This is a genomic window from Serinicoccus chungangensis (genome assembly GCF_001483745.1).
Taxonomy (GTDB): Bacteria; Actinomycetota; Actinomycetes; order Actinomycetales; family Dermatophilaceae; genus Ornithinicoccus; species Ornithinicoccus chungangensis_A.
In genome coordinates, this window is record NZ_LQBL01000030.1 from 112,430 (window position 1) to 130,861 (window position 18,432).

Here is an 18,432-nt window from a genome sequence, read left to right on the forward strand (position 1 = left end):
GGCGCCCCCGACCCACCCTCTTGTCGTGAAGGAGACTGGCCACCGTGGCTGTCGACGCTGTCATCATCGGCCTGGGCTATGTGGGCCTCCCTCTGGCGCAGGAGGCGACCCGCGCGGGGATGAGGGTCCTCGGTTTCGACATCCACCAGGGCGTGGTGGACGACCTCAACGCGGGCCGGTCGCACGTGGACGACCTGGCCGACGCCGACATCGCGCAGATGCGCGAGGGCGGGTTCGAGGCCACGACGGACGAGGCCCGGATCGCCGAGGCCTCCACCGCGGTGATCTGCGTGCCGACGCCGCTGTCCGCGGACGGCGGGCCGGACCTGCGGGCGGTGGAGTCGGCGGTCGCCGCGGTGGCCCGCAACCTGCGCCCGGGGATGCTCGTCGTGCTGGAGTCGACGACCTACCCGGGGACGACCGACGAGGTGGTGCGGCCCGCGCTGGAGGCGGGTGGCCTGGTGGCCGGTCAGGACTTCCACCTGGCCTTCTCCCCGGAGCGCATCGACCCGGGCAACACCAGCTTCGGCGCGAAGAACACCCCCAAGGTGGTGGGCGGGCACACCCCGGCGTGCAGCGACGCGGCGGCCGCGTTCTACGGCACCTTCGTGGACACGGTGGTGCGGACCAAGGGGACCCGCGAGGCCGAGACGGCCAAGCTGCTGGAGAACACCTACCGGCACATCAACATCGCCCTGGTCAACGAGATGACCCGGTTCTGCCACCAGCTCGGGATCGACCTGTGGGACGTCATCGACGCGGCGAGCTCCAAGCCGTTCGGGTTCCAGGCGTTCTACCCCGGCCCCGGGGTGGGCGGGCACTGCATCCCGATCGACCCGAACTACCTGTCGCACAACGTGCGCGCCCGCCTGGGCTACCCGTTCCGGTTCGTCGAGCTGGCGCAGGAGATCAACGCGGGGATGCCGGCCTACGTCGTCTCCCGCGCCCAGGACATCCTCAACACCGAGGGCAAGGCGCTCAACGGCTCGAGCGTGCTCCTGCTGGGGGTGACGTACAAGCCCAACATCGCCGACCAGCGCGAGAGCCCGGCGGTCCCCCTGGCCCGGCAGCTGGCCGCCAAGGGCGCGCGGGTGCTCTTCCACGACCCGCACGTCCAGGAGTGGCACGCGGTGCCCGAGGCGGAGCGGGTGCAGGACGCCGCCGACGCGGCGGGCCGGGCCGACCTGACGATCCTCGTGCAGAACCACCGCGGCTACGACGTGGACGCGCTGGCCGGCGCCTCCCGGACCTTCTTCGACACCCGCGGGGCCGCCACCGGAGGGGAGAAGGTCGTCCGGCTGTGAGCTCCGACCTCGGGCCCGAGCCGCGCCACCAGCCGGCGGTCATGCCCCACGCGGAGGCCGCCGAGCTGGCCCGCCGCTACGGCATGACCCAGGTGGCGGTGCGACCCTCGCTGGGCGGCTACGTCCGGGAGATCTGGCGCTACCGCCACCTCATGTGGTCCCTGGCCAAGGGTGAGGTCGTCAGCCAGCACCGCGACAACTACCTCGGCATCCTCTGGTCGGTCATCAACCCGATCCTGCTCGGGGTGGCCTACTACCTCATCTTCGGGGTCCTGCTCGGCCTGGACCGCGACGTCGACAACTTCGTCGCCTTCCTCACCGTCGGCCTGTTCACCTTCTCCTTCATCTCGGCGACCCTCACCTCCGGGGCGCGCTCGCTGCTCGGCAATGTCGGGATGATGCGCTCCCTGGCCTTCCCCCGCGTGCTGCTGCCCGTGGTGAAGGTCATCTCCGAGTTCGTCAACAACATCCCGGCCTTCCTCGTGCTGGTGGTCATCGCCCTCATCACGAAGGAGCCGGTCACGTGGGAGTGGCTGCTCTTCCCGGTCGCGCTGCTCATCGTGGTCGTCATGGGCCTCGGCATCTCCATGCTCATCTCCCGCGCGGTGCACAACGTCCGTGACCTGGCCAACATCGTGCCGCTCATCACCCGGCTGCTGCGCTACGTCTCCGGGGTGTTCTTCTCCATCCAGGTGCGGTTCGCGAGCCTCGACGACGCGCCGCGCTGGGTGGGACTGCTGCTGGAGTACCAACCCGTGGCGGTGAGCCTCACCCTGGTCCGGGAGACCCTGCTGCAGGGCTTCGAGCTGCGCTGGCAGACGTGGGTCGTCGCGGCCGGCTGGGCGGTCGTGCTCTTCGTCAGCGGCTTCATCGTCTTCTGGCGGGGGGAGGGGACGTATGGCCGTGCCTGAGGACGCCGGCGCGCCCGCCGCCTCGTCGCCCGCCGCGCAGGACGAGCGGATCCCCTCGGTCATCGTGTCGCACGTCGACATCCGCTACCGCATCTACGGCAGCCCCAAGCGCCCCGAGGAGACCGACGAGGAGGGGGCCGTGCGCCGCCTGCTCAGCCGGGGCGGCCAGGCGGGCCTGGGGGTGCAGGAGGTGCACGCGGTCAAGAACGTGTCGTTCGTGGCCTACCGCGGGGAGTCGATCGGCATCATCGGCCGCAACGGGTCGGGCAAGTCGACGCTGCTGCGCTCCGTCGCGGGCCTGGTGCCGCCGAGCAGCGGCACCATCTGGCTCGGGGGCCGCGCCGCCCTGCTGGGCGTCAACGCGGTCCTGCAGAAGAAGCTCAGCGGCCGCGACAACATCTGGATCGGGGCGCAGGCCCTCGGGCTCACCCCGGCGCAGGTCCGGCGGCGGATGGACGACATCATCGAGTTCGCCGACATCGGCGACTTCATCGACCTGCCCATGAGCAGCTACTCCAGCGGGATGGCGGCCCGGCTGCGGTTCGCGATCAGCACCGCCGTCGTCCCCGACATCCTCATCGTGGACGAGGCGCTCGCCACCGGCGACGAGCACTTCCGGGCCAGGGCCACCGAACGCATCGAGCAGATCCGCGAGCAGGCCGGGACGGTCTTCATCGTGGCCCACAGCCGCAAGCGGATCAACCAGCTGTGCACGCGGGTGCTGTGGATGGACGACGGGCGGCTGCTCGGCGACGGGCGCCCGTCGGTCGTCAACGGCCTCTACGGCCGCAAGTACGGCCGGCACCGCCAGGTGTGGAAGGAACGCTACGAGCAGATCGAGCGGGTCATGACCGAGCAGGGCCCGGAGGCGGCCCGCGAGCTGCTGCGCAGGTGGGAGCCGGAGGGGAACTGGTGAGCCCACGCCGCATCCTCGTCGTCACCGTCGTCCACCACCCGGACGACGCGCGCATCCGGCACCGTCAGGTCGCCAGCCTGCTGGAGGCCGGCTGGGAGGTGACCCTCGCCGCGCCGTTCGGCGGTCACGGCGTCGAGCGGCCCGTCGGTGTGCCCGGGCTGCGCACGGTCGACGTCACCCGGTCCACCGGCCGCCGCCGGATGGCCGCCCAGCGGGACGCCCGCCGGGTGCTGCGCGAGCTCGGCCCGCGTCACGACGTGGTGCTGCTGCACGACCCCGAGCTGGTCCCGACCACCCTGGGCATCTCCCTCCCGGTGACGGTGTGGGACGTGCATGAGGACACGAGGGCGGTCGTCGCCCTGCGCTCCTGGGTGCCCGACCGGCTCCGCGGCCCGCTGGCCTCGGTGGCGTCCGCGCTCGAGCGCAGCGCCGAGCGACGGATGGTCCTCATCCTGGCCGACGAGGAGTATGCCGACCGGTTCGCCCGCGAGCACCTCGTCGTCCCCAACACCACCCCGGTGCCGGCCGACCCGCCCCCCGCCGGGACCCCCGACGAGCAGGGGCGCCTGCGGGTGGTCTACCTCGGCAGCCTGGCCCGCGAGCGCGGGGTCGCCGAGCTCGTCGCGGTGGGCGAGCAGCTGCACCGGCGCACCGGTGGACGGGCGGTGCTCGAGGTGGTCGGTCCGGCGCACGGCGCCGCGGTCACCGCCCAGCTCGAGGCGGCGCGGCAGCAGGGGCACCTGGAGTGGACGGGGTTCCTGCCGGCGCGGGAGGCGCTGGGCCGCCTGGACGGAGCCCTCGCCGGGCTGTCGCTGCTGCACGACGTCGCCAACTTCCGTCCGAGCATGCCGACCAAGGTGGTGGAGTACATCGCGCACGCCGTCCCCGTCGTCACGACGCCGTTGCCGCGGGCGGTCGACCTCGTCGAGCGCAGCGCCGCGGGTGTCGTCGTGCCCTTCCACGACGTGGAGCAGACCGTGGAGACGCTGCTCGCCTGGGTCGAGGACCCGGCGACCGCCGCGGCCCTGGGCCGCGAGGGGCACGCCCTCGCCGCCCGGGAGCTGGACTGGGGCGTGCACTCACGCGCCTTCGTCGCCGCCATGGACCGGCTCGCCGACGCCCCCCGCTGAGCCCGGACGCGCCCCGGTGGCGATCTCGTAGACCTCGTCGTAGCGGGTCGCGATCGCGGACCAGGTCCGGTGCTCGCGCACCCAGGCCCGGGCCGATCGCGCCATCTCCGCCCGGCGGGCGGGGTCGTGCAGGAGCTCGGCGAGCACGTCGGCGAGCGCCCCGGCGTCGCCCGGCGGGAAGGTCGCGCCGCGCTCCCCCCCGCCGACGACCTCCAGCAGGGCGGGGAGGGCCGAGACCACCAGCGGCACCCCCATCGACATGGCCTCGTAGGGCTTGAGCGGGGTCACCAGCCGCGCCGCCCGCTCGTCGATCCGGGGGACGACGAAGAGGTCGAGGAGCGCGTAGTAGTCGCCGACCTCCTCGTGCGGGACCTGCCCGGTGAGGACCACGTGCTCGGCGACGCCGCGCTCGGCGGCCAGCCGCTCCAGGGCCTCCTGGCGCTCGCCGCCCCCCACCAGCAGCGCGCTGACCGCCAGCCCGCGACCGCGCAGCACCGCTACCGCCTCGACCAACGTCTCCTGGCCCTCCCGCGGGTGGTCCAGGTTGCTCACGTAGCCGACGACCAGACCGTCGCCGAGCCCGAGCCGCTGACGCAGGTCGGCCCGCGGGTCGCGCGGCCCGACCGCCTCCGCGTCCACCCCGTTCGGGACGACCACGACCCGCGCCGGGTCCGGCGTCCGGCCGGCCCGGGTCGGGGGCCGCTGCACGATGTCCTCGCGCATGGACTCGCTCAGCGTCACCACCGCGTCGGCCTCGGTGAGGACCCGGCTCTCCAGCTCGCGCCGCAACCGGTAGAGCTCGCTGCGGGTCGCCCGCCCGACGTCGGAGGTCCACACCGCCTCGAAGAGGCCCCGGACCTCGTAGACGACCGGTATGCCGGTGGTCCGGCCGACGGCGAGCGCGACCAGCGCGAGCTCGTAGCCGCGGTGCCCGGAGTGGGCGTGCAGGACGGCCGGCCGGTGCTCGACGACGACGTCGAGCAGGCGCCGGGCGAAGGCGTCGAGGTGCTGGTCGGGAGCCTCCCGGTCCGGCACCTCCGTGCGGGTGAGCCGCAGGTGGGGGACGCCGCCCACGTCCTGCACCGGTGGCGCCGGTTCGTCCGGGAAGTCCAGGGCGGTGGCCGCCAGCACGTCCTCACCGGCGCGTCGACGCTCGCGCAGGAGGTAGAACGAGCGCACGGCATACCCGCTGGTGCGCTGCGGGAGGGAGGCCTTGAGCAGGTGCAGCACCCGGCCGGGGACCGGGTCGACCGGTCGGGGCGCGAGGTCCCCGGGCCACCAGCCGGGGTCGAACTCGCGCAGCCGTCCCTCCTGCTCACGGACCAGCCTCGCGAGCAGGTCGCGGTCGTCGAGCGCGGCCCACCGGCGCAGGACGGCCAGCCGGGTGCTCGGCTCCCCGGCCTTGGTGGCCGTCAGGGCCGCCTGCTGCAGCACGGCGGGTCCGACCGTCTCGTCCGGACGGGCCAGCAGCTCGTGGACGAGGGCCATGGCGGCCTCGTGCTCGCCCGCCCTCGTCCGGTCCGCCAGGCGCCCGATGTCCCCCAGGACGACCTCGCGCAGGGTCCTGGCGGCGTCGTCGGCCGGGGTCTGCGAGCGCAGCGAACCCAGCCCCGGCACCACCTCGACGACGACTCCCGGCACCAGCTCGTGGACCCGGGAGGCGGTCGCGTCGTCCTCGACGAGAAGGCGCTCCACCCGCCCGGTCCCCAGCAGCGGCAGCCACGGGGCGTCGAGGTCCTCCGGGCGCAGCACGACGAGGAGGCGGGACCCGGCGGGGGCGACGAGCGAGGCCAGGACCGCGCGCTGGTCGGCGCCGTCGACGAGGACGACGTCGGGGCGTGCGTCCTGCACCGCCGCGACGAACGAGGGGTATGCCGGGCCGGGTCGCCCGAGTCCGGCCCGCAGCCGGGCCTCCACGAGGGCGTCGGGGACACCCGCGCCGCGCAGCGCCGACGGGACGGCCCCGTCGCCCCCGCCGAGGAGGGTGACGTCCACCACCGGGGAGGCGCGCAGGGCCGTGCGCAGGGGTGGGCCGGAGCCGTCCCGTGCCAGCACCAGGACCCGGTGGTGCGAGTCCGGCTCCGGTGCGGCGACCGCCGCGTCCGCCGCGGCCGGGAGGGGGTCGGTGAGCGCCCGGCCCGTCCGGCTGCCGCGCAGCAGGCCGCGGGGCGACGTCCCTGCGCCGGCAGGCAGCAGGCGCAGCGCGAGGGCCGCCCAGCGGGCGGCGGTGCCGGGATCGCCGTCGAGCACGCCGTCGGCGGCGGCCAGCAGGTCCGTCCCGGCCTCGAGGGCCTGCGCGTCGCCGTCGCCGCCCGCGAGGACCGCCCAGGCCCGCAGGACCACGTCGTCCGCCCCGAGGAGCGGGAGGAGGGCCTCGACGAGGACCTGCCGCTGGTGCCCGTCCAGGGTCGCCCAGGGCAGCAGTCGTGCCCGCTCGCGCACCTCGGGCCCCGGTGGGGCCTCCCCACGGAGCAGGCGCACGGCCGCGCACAGCGCGTCGAGCTCGTCCTGCGGCAGGATCGCCCGGCGTCTCGGGGGGCCGGAGGGGAGCCAGCCCCGGGCGAGCTGCGCGGCGGCGGTCCGCACCGGGCCCGGCCCGACGACGACGCGGGTGGTCGGGTCCAGGGCCCGGGTCCGGGCGGCGACCGACCCCGCGCCGGGGCCCAGGACCAGGACGAGGTCCGCCGAGCGCACGGCCGGGACGAGCCGCGGGTCCAGCCGGGCGGCCAGGGCCGCCCGCGGGCCGGCGGGCAGGAGCCTCCCGGTCACCCGCAGCGGGGCGCGCTGCCACCGGGGCCGGCCGTGCCCCGCCCGCAGGACGGTCCGGTCCGGCACCGTCGCCGCACCGGGCCCGGTCTGCAGGAGGGCGAGCGAGGGCAGCAGGACCCCGAGGTCGCCGACCAGCGCAGCGGCGAGCTCGTCCGGGTCGCCCCCGACCAGGAGCAGGACCGTCGGCCGGTCGCCGGGCCCGGCGGCGGGGTCAGCCGGCACCGCGGACCTCCGACGTGGGCGTGCCGGCGACGTCCACGGGTCGGGGCCGCCCGGTGGGGGTCGGTCCGGGCGGCTCGCCCTCGTGCGCAGCGCCCTCGTGCGCGTGCAGGTCGAGCCCGGGCAGCGCCCGGCGCAGCCCGGCCTCCTCGTCGTCGTCCAGCCACGGCGCCACGACCCAGCGGGGCCGGACCCCCCACCAGGAGCGCAGCACGTCACCGGCTCCGAGGAGGTCCTCCGGGAGCCCGGAGGACCCGGGCCGCACGCTCTCGGTGCCGAGCCAGACCTCCACCGCACCGGCCTGCACGCGCACGCCCTGCCCGGCCAGCAGGGCCAGGACCGAGAGGTCGAGGACGACGAGCCGGTCCACCTCGATGTCCTCGGTCCGGGAGAGCAGCCAGGCCCGACCGTCCAGCAGTGCGTCGTCGAGCCCTCGGTCCAGCTCGGCGCGACGCACCCCCGCCGCGGCGTGGCCCTCCTGGTGCCACAGGCCGACCCGCTCCTCCGGCGGGTCCGTCCGCAGCCGTCGCTGGAGCCACGCGCTCGCGCGGCTGGTGGGAGGTGCGGAGAAGGAGCCGAGGTAGGCCGTGCCCAGCCGGTCCGGGACGAGGCCGCCGACGGGGAGCCCGCGGGTCCAGCCCCGGGGGACGGGGAAGGGCAGGGCGGCCAGGGTGGCGTCGTCGACGGTGGCCTCACCCTCGTCGCGCCGGCGCCTGCTGAGCCGGCGGTGCCAGGCCATGAAGCTGGAACGGAAGGCCCGCCGCTCGGGGGCGGCCCAGGAGAAGGTGAAGTCACCCCGGGACAGCGAACCGGCACGCAGCCGGGTCACCGCCAGCGGCAGCTCCACGTCGACGACCTGACCGTGCAGCCGGGCCACCCGCTCGGCGAACTCGGAGTCGGCTCCCTTGCGCACCGGCAGGAAGCCGCCGGTGCGCTCCAGGATGCTGCGGCGCAGCAGCAGCGAGGAGGCGTTCTCGCGCACCGCCCGGTAGCCCAGCCACTGGTGGGTCAGGTCGTCCTTGGCCCGGACCGCGAGGCTGCGGCTCATCGGGGCCTGCGGACCCGCGTCGGCCAGGGCCTGCACCTGGTGCTCGATGCGGCTCGGGTGCGACCAGTCGTCGGCGTCCTGGAAGGTGATGAGGCTGCCCCGCGAGGACGCGAGCGCTGCGGCCCTGCCGAGGTAGGACCCTCCGTTGTGCTCCATGGTCAGGACCCGGACCCGAGGGTCGAGCTCAGCCACCTGCGCGTAGACCTGCGCGTAGTCCGGCCCCGAGCAGTCGTCGACCACGACGATCTCCAGCTCGGGGTAGGTCTGCTCGGTGATGGAGCGGACCGCCGTGAGCAGCCCGACATCCGGGCGCCAGCTGGGCATGATGACGGTGACGAGCTCGGCGGCGGCGGCCGAGCCGGCCACCGGGCCGGGTGCCGCGAGGCGGTCGAAGGGGCACGGCGCACCCTCGGGCGCGGTGTCCCGCCCGACCTCGCGCAACCGCGGCGTGGCGAGCCCACGCTCGGCGAAGCGGGTGCCGAGCAGCTGCTCCCAGGCGGCCTCGGGCCCGGCCACCGTGCTGGCGCCGTGCGGGTTCGCCAGGTCCACCCGGAGGTAGAGCTCGGCGTCGGGGTGCAGACCCTCGACGCCCGCCAGCAGCTCCTGCAGCTGCGCGTGGTGCCCGGCGAGGTAGAGCGTCTGCAGCGCGGTCATGCGCAGCTGCGGGGAGACCCACGTCAGGCCCTCGCCCCGCCACAGCGTCTCGAGGACCAGGGCCGCGGCGCGCAGCTCCTCCTCCGAGCGCAGCAGACCGGCCCACACGAAGGCCACCCCGGCGAGCGCCCGCCGCTGCGGGGTGCCGCGCAGGCATACCCGCGGCACCCCCTCGTCCAGGACGGCCGCGAGCAGGGTCGAGGCCGTGTGCCGCCCCCCGCTCGCCCGGGTCGCGAGCACCTCGAGGGCGTCCGGCGAGCGGTGCCGCAGCGCGAGGTGGAAGAGCGCGGCCGGGTCGTCCCCGGCGGGACCGTGCCCCAGCTGCCACGCGAGCCACGACGGGACCGGATCGGTGCTCATGGGGTGGACAGCTCTCCCTCGTGGGCTCTCGGGTGCGTCGTGCCGGGCCGGGGCGCCCGGCCCCGGGGTACAGTGAACACCGTCCGGCCCGGTGCCGGAACCCCGACACCCCACCCCGTGCAGGAAGGTCCGTCGCGTGCCCGTCCGCCTCGTTCCCGTCGTCGGCACCGCCCTCGGGCTCGTCCTCGCCGTGGTGCTCGTCATCGGTGCGGCGATCGGCAGCCCGGTGCTCGCGGCGGTCGCCGGAGGCCTGCTGGGCACGGCCGTCCTCGCGGTCCAGCTGGACTCCTGGCGCCGCGTCCGGAGCCTGCGCACCTACCTGCGCGACGAGATCCGGGCCAGCCGGGCGCCCGCGCAGCCCGCGGCGGCCGTGGCGGGGCCCTCGGAGGCCGACCTGCTCGGAGCCGTGCAGCTGCTGCAGGCGCAGTACACCGGGCGCCTGGACCGGATGCAGGCGGCGCTCGACGACGCGCTGGCCCGGACGGGCTCGCAGGCCGACCACGACCCGCGGTGAGCACGACCCGCGGCGCCACCACCCGGGGGGTGGCGGCCGACCACGCGCGCATCGCCGGCCGACGCTCCCGGGCGCTCGTCGCGACGGCGTTGCGCACCCGCTCCGTCCACAGCCGGGAGGTCCTGGCCGAGGCGGCCTGGCCCGGCCACCTGCCCGCCGACCTGGCCGCGTGGGGGCAGCGCGGCCCACGGGCCGGGGTCCCCGACGGCGCCGACCCGCTCGGCCTGGCCGACCACGCCCGCGTCCTCGCCGTCCAGACCGGGGACCCGCAGGACGTCGCCGTCGCCCGGGGCCTGCTCGAGCAGCTCCTCGCCTCCGCGCACGGTGCGGCCCTGCGGCGCGAGCACGTCGAGATGCTGGCCCAGCTGCGGGTCCTCGGCGGCGACCCCGGTGGTGCGGTCGACCTGGCCGCCGACCGACGGGTCCGGCCCGGCGTGGCCGCGTCGGTGCGGGCCGACGCCCTGCACCCCCGGCTCGACCCCGGTGCCGCAGGTCAGGGCGAGCGGTGGGCCGCGGCCTTCTCCGCCGCGCTCGGCAGCGGCCGGCTGGCGCCCTTCCTGGCGCCGCGTGAGGGTCGCGCACCGGACCTCGACGCGCTCGGCACCCGGCCGGTCCGTCCGGCGAGCGGGAGCGGGCTGGTCACCGTGCTCATGAGCAGCTACCGCCCCGGCCCGGCCCTGCTCACCGCGGTCCGCTCGGTCCTCGCCCAGAGCTGGGCCGAGCTGGAGCTGCTCGTCGTGGACGACGCGTCCGCGGACGAGGAGACGGCCCGTCTGCTGGCCGAGGTCGAACGGCTCGACCCCCGCGTCCGGGTGGTCCGCAAGGCGGTCAACGGCGGCACCTACCGGGCCCGCAACACCGCCCTGCGCCTGGCCCGCGGCGACTACGTCGTCGTCGTCGACTCCGACGACTGGTGGCACCCGCAGACCCTGGAGGTCTGCGTGGCGCCGCTCCTGGCCGAGCCCGGCCTGCTCGCGACCCGGGCGCAGGGCGTGCGGGTCACCCCCGACCTCGTCCTCACCCGGCCCGGCTACCTGCCCCGGTTCGCCTCCGCCGCGACCGTGCTCTTCCGGCGCCTGCCCGTGATGAACCGCATCGGCTTCTTCGACCCCACCCGCAAGGGCGCCGACACCGAGTTCACCCGCCGTCTGGAGGCCGCCTTCGGGCCGGTGGTCCGCGACGTCGAGGAGACCACGACCATCCTGCGCGGCGGGTCCGCGACGCTGTCCTCGGAGGAGTTCGCCAACGGCTACCGCCACCCGGCACGCCAGCTCTACAAGGCGCTCTACACGCCCTGGCACGACGCCGTCCGCGGCGGCGAGGACACGGCATACCTCGACCCGGAGCTGCCGCGCCGCTTCCCGGAGCCGCTGCGCTGGGCGCGGCCCACCCACCCCCTGCTCGAGTCCCGGCCGGCCCGGCTGGACCTCGTCGTCGCCGGGGACTGGCGCAAGTTCGGCGGCCCGCAGCGCTCCATGACGGAGGAGATCCGCGCGGCGCTCGAGGTCGGGCTGAGGGTCGGCGTCATGCACCTGGAGGCGCTGCGGTTCATGTCCGCCCGGGACCAGCCGCTGGCCACCCCCTTCACCGACCTGGTGCGCTCCGGCGCGGTCACCTGGGTGCTGCCGGACGACGACGTCGACATCGACGTGCTGCTGGTCCGCTACCCGCCGATCCTGCAGTACCCCCCGGTGCTCGCCCGGGCCGCGCGCGTGCGCCAGCTCCTCGTCATGGCCAACCAGGGACCGCTGGAGCCCGACGGCAGCGACCAGCGGTACGTCGTCACCGACGTCACCCGGCGCGCCGGGGAGCTCTTCGGTGCACCGGTCACCTGGGTGCCGCAGAGCCCGACCATCCGCCGGGTCCTGCGCGAGGAGGACCCGGAGGTGGCGCTGACCCCCTGGGACAACCCCGGGCTCATCGACGCCGACGCCTGGGCGGTGCGGCCCACCGACCGGCCGCCCGGCGCGTCGGGGACGGTGGTGGTCGGACGGCACTCGCGGGACGACCGGATCAAGTTCCCCCCGACGTGGGAGGAGCTGCGGCGGGGGTATGCCTTCGGTCCCGGGCACGAGGTGCGCGTCCTGGGCGGGGAGCAGACCGTCGCCGCGCTGCGCGCGGCCGCCGCCGACCCGGGGGAGGAGCCGGACGGCTGGACGGTCCTTGCCGCCACCACCGAGGACGTCCGGCCCTTCCTCGCGGGTCTGGACTTCTACGTCTACCTCGACAACCCGGACGCCCACGAGGCCTTCGGCCGGACCCTGCTCGAGGCGGCCGCCAGCGGTGTCCTCGTCATCGCCCACCCCAAGCACCGGCCCACCTTCGGCGACCTCCTCGACTACGCGGCACCGGGGGAGGCGCAGGCCCTCGTGGCGCGCTACACCGCGGACCCGGACGCCTACCGCGAGCGGGTGGAGCGCACCGCGGCCCTCGTGCGCGAGCGCTACGGCCACGCCGGCTTCGTGGACCGTCTGCGACCGCACCTGTCGGGAGCCCCGTCCCGGACCCAGGAGCCGGGTGCCCGGGAGGCGCCCGAGGTCTCCCCCGTCCGGGTGCCGCTGCGCAGCGCCGGCGACGGCACCCGCGCGGACGCGCTCGTCGTGGAGCACGAGGGGCTCACCGAGGCCGGCCTGCGGGGGTGGCTGAGCCGTGAGGTGCCCGACCCGCCCGGGCCGACGTGGACCCCCGGGCGGCTGCTCGCCGGTGCGCCCCCCGGTGTCCGCGGCGTGCGCCTGCAGCAGGGCGGTCTGACCCTGTCCGCCGAGCGGACCGGGGCGGACGTCCCGGACGGGGGCGGCGCGACGGCCCTCGCGCACCGGCTCTGGGGCGCGCCGCCGCCGGGCTGGGTGTGGCGGGCGAGCCCCAGGCATACCGAGGCCACGACGGCCCCGACCACCGAGGAGAGGTCATGAACCTGCGACGCGAGGTCATCCGGCGCATCCCGCCCCTGGAGAAGCGGGACGCCGAGCTGCGTCGGCGCAACCAGCGCATCCGCGCGCTGGAGGCCGAGCGCACGGCGCTGGAGCAGGAGCTGGCGGCCGAGAGGGACTGGTCGGCGACCCTGGTCGACCCCGCCGAGCTCGCCCGGCGCTCCAGCTTCACCCAGCACCTCGTGACCCTGCGCCGGGTGACCGTCGCGCTGCGCGAGCTCGACCCTGAGCGACGCCACCCGTTGCGCCAGGTGCCGTTCAAGCTGCGCAACTACCGCCTCGCCGCCAGCCACGGCATCCCCACCCCCCGCATCCTCGGGGTGTGGGAGGACCCGGCCGGCATCGACCTGGACGCCCTCCCCGACGAGGTGGTCGTCAAGTCCGACGGGGGCGCCGGCAGCCACGGGGTGCTGCCGCTGCGGCGGGTCGCCGGAGGGGGCTACGAGACCCTCGACGGGGTGCTCTCGCTCAGCGGCGACGAGGTGCGGGAGCACTTCATCTCCCGCACGGCGCAGCACCGGATCAGCGGGCCCTACTTCGCCGAGGAGGTGCTCCGGCAGCCCGGAGGAGGCCCGATCCCCGACGACGTGAAGATCAACGTCAGCTACGGGGAGGTGCAGCACGTCATGCTCCGTCGCGTCTCCCGGCACGGTCACCTGCGGTCCATGGGGTACCGCTACGTCGACGCGGACGGGGCGGAGCTGGGCGCGGTCATGATCGGGCGCGAGGACGACTCCTCGGTCCCGGTGCCGCCGGACCTGCCGGAGATGGTCGAGATGGCCCGGCACCTCTCCCTCGCGACCGGGCTGCCGTTCATCCGGGTGGACCTCTACGGCACCGAGCGGGGGGCCGTGCTCGGCGAGCTCACCCGGACCCCGGGTGGTCGGCAGCCGTTCCGCGCCGACCACGACGAACGGATGGGTCTCGGGTGGGAGGCGGCGGCCAGCCGCCTCGAGCTCGACCTCGTGGCCGGCCGTCCCCCGGGCATCCTGCACGGCGAGCACCCCGTGCCCGAGCTCTACCCCGAGGGGCACGTGTCCCGCTCGGCCGACCCCGGGGCGTGGGCGCCGCGGGTCGTGCCCTGCGCCCAGTGCAGGTGAGCCCGCTCAGCGCCCCGGCGCCGGGTCCTGCGGCAGCTCCCAGCTGATCTGCGCCGCCGGGGTCGTCGTCACCCCGAGCCGCGTCAGCTCGTGGTGGAGCACGGGGGTCAGCGAGCGCACGTAGGTCGCGGTCAGGTGGCTGCCCTGACGGTTGACGACGACGCCGCCCACGACGGGTGCGCACCCGTCGAGCCGCTCGGGCGCCGGGCAGACCCAGGGCAGCAGCTCCACCAGCGGGGCGTCGAGCCGCCCGGCCACCTCGGTGAGCAGGCGGGTCCCGGACGCCGGGGCGGCCGGGCTCCAGCACGGGGTGATGTCCTCGCGGTGCTGGTCCAGGCACTCGAAGCTGCTGACCCCCTCGGCCACCCCGCGCGGTTCGGGCAGCGGGGTGTCGGCAACCAGGACGACCCGGGCGCCCCGGTCGGTGGCCGGCTGCAGCAGGTCGACCATCGAGCCGGCGAGCTCTGCGGGGTAGCCCTGCCCCACCGACGTGAGGACGAGGTCGGGGGCGTTCCCGGCCTCGCCCAGGTGCTGCGAGAGCATCCGGTTGTAGTCGTGGCACTCCGGCGAGCGACCCTGCGCGACGAAGCCGCACGCCGACTTGGTGTAGAAGCGCACCCGCCACCCCTCCTGCACCCCGATGGCGTGCAGCGCCGAGCTCCACTGCTCCATCTTGGAGTCGCCGACGACGGCGACCTCGACGTCGCCGTCGGGGTCGCCGAAGGTGCAGTCCTGCGCGTCGGGCAGCTCGGTGCCGCTCGTGCTCACCTGGCAGCCCGCGCGGTAGGCCAGCGAGATGTCCTCGTCGGCGACGGCCGGGTCCGGCACGAGCCGCTCGACCCCGCCGGTCACGGCCCCCGGGTCGTCGACCAGCTCCAGGTCCTGGGTGTCACGGCTCCCCGGTGCCACCAGGGCCAGCGCTCCCACGGACCCCTGGGTGGCGCCGGCGTCCGGCTCCTCCAGGGAGGGGGCGCTCGCCACGAGCGCGCCGGCCAGGGCGGCCGAGGTGGCCATCGCCGCGGCGCCGGCCAGGAGGGCGGGCCGGGGGGAGCGGGTGAGCGCGGGGGAGTAGCGCAGCGGGTTCTCGACGAGGTGCAGCGTGAGCCAGGACAGCAGGACCGCGAGGAGCGCCACGCCCACGCGGACCGCCAGCCCGGCCTCCGGCACCCGCTCGGCCAGCAGCTGCAGCAGCGGCCAGTGCCACAGGTAGAGGCCGTAGGAGAGCCCGCCGACGACGCGCAGCGGGGCCACCCCGAGCAGCCGCCCGACCGGTGAGCCGCCCGGGTGGAGGCCGGCCGCGATGACGGCCGCCGTCGCGAGGGTGGGCAGCGCGGCCGCGGCGCCCGGCCACGGGGTCGCCGCGTCGACCGTGACGAGGGTGAGGACGATCCCGGCCACCCCGGCGGCGGCCAGCACCGTCCGGGCGGCCTGCGGCAGCCGCTCCAGCCGCGCGGTGAGGAGCACGAGCAGCGCACCCACCCCGAGCTGCCAGACCCGGGTGGTGGTGGCGAAGTAGGCCTCACCCGGCGAGGCCGCCGTCCGCAGGACCGACCACGAGAAGCTGGCGAGCACCACGACCGTCAGCGTCAGGGTCAGCAGCGGCAGGAGCCGCAGCCGGTGGCGCCGGACCAGCCACAGCACCGCGATGATGAGCAGCGGCCACACCACGTAGAACTGCTCCTCCACGGACAGCGACCAGTAGTGCTGCACCAGCGAGGGGTTCTGGTCCTCGGCGAGGTAGTCGACCTCGCGCCACGCGAGGAGCCAGTTGACGACATACCCCGTCGCCGCGAGGACCTCGGTGCCGAGGTCGGCGTGCCGGCCCCGGGGCAGCAGCAGCCATCCCGCGAGCGTCGTGACCACGAGCACCAGCGACGCCGCCGGCAGCAGCCGGCGCGCCCGGCGGGCGTAGAAGCGCGGCAGCGAGATGCGGCCGTCCCGCCGGGCCTCGCGCACCAGCTGGCTGGTGATGAGGTAGCCGGAGATGACGAAGAAGACGTCGACACCCGCGAAACCACCCCCCGAGCCGGGCAGCCCGACGTGGTAGGCGAGGACCATGAGGACCGCGATCGCGCGCAGGCCCTCGATGTCCCCACGCAGGCGGGTGGGACCCGGGGCGGGGGGCACGACCCCGGCCGGGGGCGCGGTGGCGGCGGTCACGGGGTCCCTCCGGAGGGGCGGCGCGGCACGTCGTCCAGCGCGATGTCTCCCGGCGCCGCCTCGGTGAGACCCAGAGCGCTGAGCTCGCGGTAGAGGAAGGGGGTGAGGGAGCGGGCGTAGGTGTCGGTCAGATGGCTGCCCTGGCGGTAGACCAGCTGGCCGCCCAGGGCGGCCGGGCAGGTGCTGCCCTCCGGGCAGATCCACGGGTTGAGGTCGACGACGGGGGCGCCGGTGGCCTCGTGCACGGCCCGCAGGTGGGCACGGCCGAAGGTCCCCCGCGGAGGGCGCTCGCAGGCCAGCAGGTCCTCCGGGTGCTCGGCCGCGCACTCGTAGGCCTGGTGGTCCGGGTGGGCGTTGTCGTCGACGACGACCACGTCGATCCCGGCGTCGGTGAGGGCCCTGGCCCCCTCGACCATGCCCGCGCGCTCCGCCGCCTCGAAACCACCGGAGCCGAGGAGCACGAGGTGCGGCGGGTCGGCCAGGAGCTGCCGCACCACCTCCTGGCCGAAGGCGTCGCACTCCGGCTCGGTCGCCCCGGCGACGGTGGGCGAGCAGGCGCTCTTGAGGTAGAGCTCGAGGCGCCAGGACTCGGCCTGCGCGATCGCCTCCAGCGCGGAGGCGTACTGCCCGAGCTTGGAGTCGCCCCACAGGGCCACCCGCGTGCCCGACCCGGTGTCGCCGTAGACGCACGACGGGTCCGGCGCCGCCACCCCCTGCTGCAGCTGGCAGCCGTCGGCGTAGTAGCCGGGCACGTCCTGCCGGGCCAGGGCCGGGTCGGGCTGGACCGGGCCGACCCGGTCGTAGGCCCGCCGGGGCAGCCCCACCGGCTCCCAGACGTCGGCCGAGGGGTCGGCCACGAGCGCGGCGGGACCCGGTGCCGTGGTGCTACCGAGGGTCGGTCGGGCGGCCCACGCGACGCCGGCGACCCCGGTCACCAGGGCCATGGCGGTGCCGGCGGCGAGCAGCGAGCGTGCCGGGCGCGCGCTGAGGCGGCGGCTGAAACGCACCGGGTCCTCGACGAGCAGGCGCAGCAGCCAGGCGAGCAGCACGGTGAGCAGGCCGATCAGGGTCAGCCCGGCCGGTCCCAGCGGGCCGCGCTGCTCCTCCACGAGGACCAGCAGCGGCCAGTGGATGAGGTAGATGCCGTAGGACAGCCCGCCGACCCACACCAGGGGCGGTAGCGACAGCGCCCGGCCCACGAGCGTGGTGGTGCGGGCGGTCCCGGCGGCGAGGAGCAACGCGCTGCCGGCCACCGGGAGCAGGGCGGCCGACCCCGGCCAGGGGGTGTCCGGGCCGACGACGAGCACGGTGAGCAGGACGAGGGTGAGCCCGGCGCCCGCCGCGACCTGCGCCGCCCGGGCCGGCACGCGGCGCAGGGCGGGCACCGTGAAGGCCAGGAGGGCGCCGGCGCCGAGCTCCCAGAGCCGCGTGGGGGTGACGAGGTATGCCGTCTGCGGCGCCTGCGCGGTCGCCACCACCGACCACGCGAGGGACACCGCAGTGACCAGGCCGATCAGGACGGCCAGGGGCAGGCGCGGGGACGTGCCCCGGCGCGCGGCGAGCGCGAGACCGACGACGACCAGCACCGGCCACAGGAGGTAGAACTGCTCCTCCACCGCCAGCGACCAGTAGTGCTGCAGCGGGGACACCCCTGCCCCCTCGGCGAGGTAGTCGACCGAGCGGGCGGCCAGGACCCAGTTGACGACGTAGAGCGTCGAGCCGAGCACGTCGGCGAGCAGGTCGGGCCGGCTGCTCGCCGGCAGCACGACCCAGCCGGCGGCGAAGGTCGCCGCGACGACCACCAGGGCCGCCGGGAGCAGCCGCCGGGCGCGCCGGGCCCAGAAGTCGGCCAGCGACACCCGGCCGGTCCGCTCGATCTCGCGCAGCAGGATGCCGGTGATGAGGAAGCCGGAGATGACGAAGAAGACGTCGACCCCGGCGAAGCCGCCGCCGAGGCCCGGGACCCGCAGGTGGTAGAGCAGCACCGCGAGGACGGCGACCGCGCGCAGGCCCTCGATGTCCCGCCGTCGGGCACGCCCCGGTGGGGTGGTGGGGTGCGGGCGCGGCATGGGCTCATCGTGCCAAACGCCGGCGGGGTGACCGGCGACGAGCGGTCAGTCCCGCCCGTAGAGGTCGCGGGTGTAGAGCTTGTCGCCGAACTGCTCGCTGTGCTCGTCGAGACGGTTGGCGATGATGACGTCGGCGGTCCCCCTGAACGTGTCGAGGTCCCGCACCACGCGGCATCCCTGGAAGGTGTCGCGGTCGTAGGACGGCTCGTAGATGACGATCTCCACCCCGCGGGCCTGCAGCCGGGACATGACGCCCTGGACGCTGGAGGCGCGGAAGTTGTCGGACCCGGCCTTCATGATGAGGCGGTAGATCCCGACCCGGCGCGGGTGCCGGTCCAGGATGTCGGC

Annotated in this window: 12 protein-coding genes; 7 read left to right on the plus strand and 5 right to left on the minus strand. The window is 75.7% G+C overall.

Translation table 11 applies throughout. From position 1 onward, the window contains the following. The first annotated feature begins 44 nt into the window (after window positions 1-44). The 4 genes from AVL62_RS12720 to AVL62_RS12735 are packed head-to-tail and all read left to right on the plus strand — an operon-like array spanning window position 45 to window position 4,261. Window positions 45-1,304, plus strand: coding sequence for a nucleotide sugar dehydrogenase (locus AVL62_RS12720; RefSeq protein ID WP_058892032.1), 1,260 nt, complete (start codon window positions 45-47; stop codon window positions 1,302-1,304). After that, entirely contained in the window at window positions 1,301-2,215 is a 915-nt protein-coding gene (locus tag AVL62_RS12725; RefSeq protein ID WP_058892033.1) for an ABC transporter permease, read from the plus strand. The genes AVL62_RS12720 and AVL62_RS12725 overlap by 4 nt, the downstream gene beginning before the upstream one ends. After that, on the plus strand, window positions 2,202-3,131 hold the full coding sequence (locus tag AVL62_RS12730; RefSeq protein WP_058892034.1) for an ABC transporter ATP-binding protein: 930 nt from the start codon (window positions 2,202-2,204) through the stop codon (window positions 3,129-3,131). Before AVL62_RS12725 ends, AVL62_RS12730 begins: the two co-directional genes overlap by 14 nt. Then, entirely contained in the window at window positions 3,128-4,261 is a 1,134-nt protein-coding gene (locus AVL62_RS12735) for a glycosyltransferase (RefSeq protein ID WP_083518937.1), read from the plus strand. The genes AVL62_RS12730 and AVL62_RS12735 overlap by 4 nt, the downstream gene beginning before the upstream one ends. On the opposite strand, the gene AVL62_RS12740 is transcribed toward AVL62_RS12735, so the two are convergent. Together AVL62_RS12740 and AVL62_RS12745 are read right to left on the minus strand one after the other, a co-directional pair. Then, complete coding sequence (locus tag AVL62_RS12740) at window positions 4,211-7,252, minus strand: glycosyltransferase family 4 protein (protein ID WP_058892035.1); 3,042 nt, start codon at window positions 7,250-7,252, stop codon at window positions 4,211-4,213. The two genes, AVL62_RS12735 and AVL62_RS12740, sit on opposite strands and share 51 nt — an antisense overlap. Continuing rightward, window positions 7,242-9,311: a glycosyltransferase family 2 protein gene (locus tag AVL62_RS12745; protein WP_058892036.1), complete on the minus strand. Its 2,070-nt coding sequence runs from the start codon at window positions 9,309-9,311 to the stop codon at window positions 7,242-7,244. Before AVL62_RS12745 ends, AVL62_RS12740 begins: the two co-directional genes overlap by 11 nt. 136 nt (window positions 9,312-9,447) lie before the next feature. On the opposite strand from AVL62_RS12745, the gene AVL62_RS12750 reads away from it, so the two are divergent. The 3 genes from AVL62_RS12750 to AVL62_RS12760 are packed head-to-tail and all read left to right on the plus strand — an operon-like array spanning window position 9,448 to window position 13,855. Next, window positions 9,448-9,825, plus strand: coding sequence for a hypothetical protein (locus AVL62_RS12750; RefSeq protein WP_058892037.1), 378 nt, complete (start codon window positions 9,448-9,450; stop codon window positions 9,823-9,825). Next, the gene (locus AVL62_RS12755) at window positions 9,822-12,737 is read left to right on the plus strand and encodes a glycosyltransferase (RefSeq protein WP_058892038.1); all 2,916 of its coding nucleotides are present in this window, start codon (window positions 9,822-9,824) and stop codon (window positions 12,735-12,737) included. Before AVL62_RS12750 ends, AVL62_RS12755 begins: the two co-directional genes overlap by 4 nt. Next, window positions 12,734-13,855, plus strand: coding sequence for an ATP-grasp fold amidoligase family protein (locus AVL62_RS12760; protein ID WP_058892039.1), 1,122 nt, complete (start codon window positions 12,734-12,736; stop codon window positions 13,853-13,855). The genes AVL62_RS12755 and AVL62_RS12760 overlap by 4 nt, the downstream gene beginning before the upstream one ends. A gap of 6 nt (window positions 13,856-13,861) precedes the next feature. Here the strand turns inward: AVL62_RS12760 and AVL62_RS12765 are convergent, their stop codons facing one another. The 3 genes from AVL62_RS12765 to AVL62_RS12775 form a co-directional block, all read right to left on the minus strand. Next, entirely contained in the window at window positions 13,862-16,015 is a 2,154-nt protein-coding gene (locus AVL62_RS12765; RefSeq protein ID WP_058892040.1) for an acyltransferase family protein, read from the minus strand. Beyond that, window positions 16,012-18,084 carry an acyltransferase family protein gene (locus AVL62_RS12770; protein ID WP_058892041.1) on the minus strand — a complete coding sequence of 691 codons (2,073 nt, stop codon included), beginning with the start codon at window positions 18,082-18,084 and terminating at the stop codon, window positions 16,012-16,014. Before AVL62_RS12770 ends, AVL62_RS12765 begins: the two co-directional genes overlap by 4 nt. A 45-nt stretch (window positions 18,085-18,129) precedes the next feature. Beyond that, window positions 18,130-18,432, minus strand: a 303-nt coding sequence (locus AVL62_RS12775; protein WP_327282259.1) for a UDP binding domain-containing protein, incomplete at its 5' end; no start/stop codon positions are given.